2 protein-coding genes are annotated in these 1463 nt (G+C 53.1%); one reads left to right on the forward strand and one right to left on the reverse strand.

Going from position 1 to position 1463, the window contains the following annotated elements; translation table 11 throughout:
• Positions 1 to 114: 114 nt before the first annotated feature.
• Positions 115 to 738 (forward strand): type IIL restriction-modification enzyme MmeI, encoded by a 624-nt coding sequence (locus tag ACIBW6_RS34835; RefSeq protein WP_399066950.1) that lies wholly within the window; start codon positions 115 to 117, stop codon positions 736 to 738.
• A gap of 8 nt (positions 739 to 746) precedes the next feature.
• Here the strand turns inward: ACIBW6_RS34835 and ACIBW6_RS34840 are convergent.
• Positions 747 to 1463, reverse strand: a 717-nt coding sequence (locus ACIBW6_RS34840; RefSeq protein WP_399066948.1) for a type IIL restriction-modification enzyme MmeI, incomplete at its 5' end; no start/stop codon positions are given.

A 1463-nucleotide genomic window follows, 5' to 3' on the forward strand; every position in this document is an offset into this window, starting at 1 on the left:
AACCGTCAACGTCGCGAGATCTGGTGGCGGTTCACCCGTCCCGCAATGGACCTTTACCGTGCCATCTCCGACTTGGACCGTGTTCTGGTGGTAGCGCTTGTCAGTCGAACGGTCATGCCAGCTCGTGTACCCAGCCGCCAAGTCCTTTCTCATAAATTGGGAGTCTTCGCTACGGCCGAGGGTAGCAACCTCGCCCTACTCTCGAGTTCATTCCACTCGATTTGGGCATGGCGCAATTCATCAACGATGAAGGCGGATCTCAATTACTCTCCGTCCGACGTTTACGAGACATTCCCTCGCCCAGTCACCACTGTCGGAGTCCGAAGCAATGGGGAAATTCTCGACAGGTTGAGATTTGATGTAATGATTGACAGAAGCGTAGGACTCACAAGGCTATACAACATGGTCCATGACCCTGCCGTGAAGGATAGTGACATCGAGTCTCTGCGCGAGAACCACCGGAAGATCGACCGATCTGTACTTGAGTCCTACAATTGGCTAGACGTCGACCTCGCTCACGATTTCTATCCAAATCGACAAGGTACGCGATTCACGGTCGCGCCATCGGCTCAGATTGAAATCCTAGACAGGCTTCTTGAGCTTAACCATGCTCAGCATGAAAGAAACTCACCAAAAAATTCCCCTCAAGCAATGGACCGGCATGGCGTTGCGGCCAGATCGGCAGTTCATGATCAGGAACACCTAACTCCGGCACTTCACGGGGATACCTTGTTCTGAGAGTTACGTCAGAACAAGGTATCCCCGTGAAGTGCGACGACTCCTTCGGCGTCGCGCATGGGTGATTGCACCAGTCGTTCATGGCTTACCGCATCTGCTTCTCGATTGAAGCGCGTATGGTTGAGTTCAAGAAGTCTGTCCAGGATCTCATTTTGCACCACTGGAGCGACAGTGAAGCGGACCCCATTTCGGGTTTCATGGAATCCATGGCCGAGGTCAAGGTCGCCCCATTCGTAAGCTTCAGCCACCGCCTCATCGACAGCTTTATGGCACTCGCGGAGCTTACTTATATCGCTAGCGGAAACCTGTGGATCATTGACCAGATTATAAAGCTTCGTAAGGCCGCACTCTCGGTTCCGCATGATTGCAGTGCGGGTTTCGATTAGGTTCTTTCCGGAAGATTCCAAGAGAGGGAGATTTTGCGGCATGGGGAATGTTTCAAAGCAATCGGACGGAGTGTACTGAAGGTCAGATTTCAGCGTCGCCGAATATTTCCATGCCCATAGTACGTGAATACTTGAGTTCAGCAGGGCCATTGTATCAACACGGTCACTGGCAAAGAGAACGATCTTCTCGTTCAGTACCTGACCCGTGGGCACGATGGTCGCCATGGCTGTTCGGCTCACCCGTGCTACCACCAGAACACGGTCCAAGTCGGAGATGGCACGGTAAAGGTCCATTGCGGGACGGGTGAACCGCCACCAGATCTCGCGACGTTGACGGTT

It is taken from the genome of Streptomyces sp. NPDC049813, from assembly GCF_044465085.1.
In the GTDB taxonomy this organism is placed as follows: Bacteria; Actinomycetota; Actinomycetes; order Streptomycetales; family Streptomycetaceae; genus Streptomyces.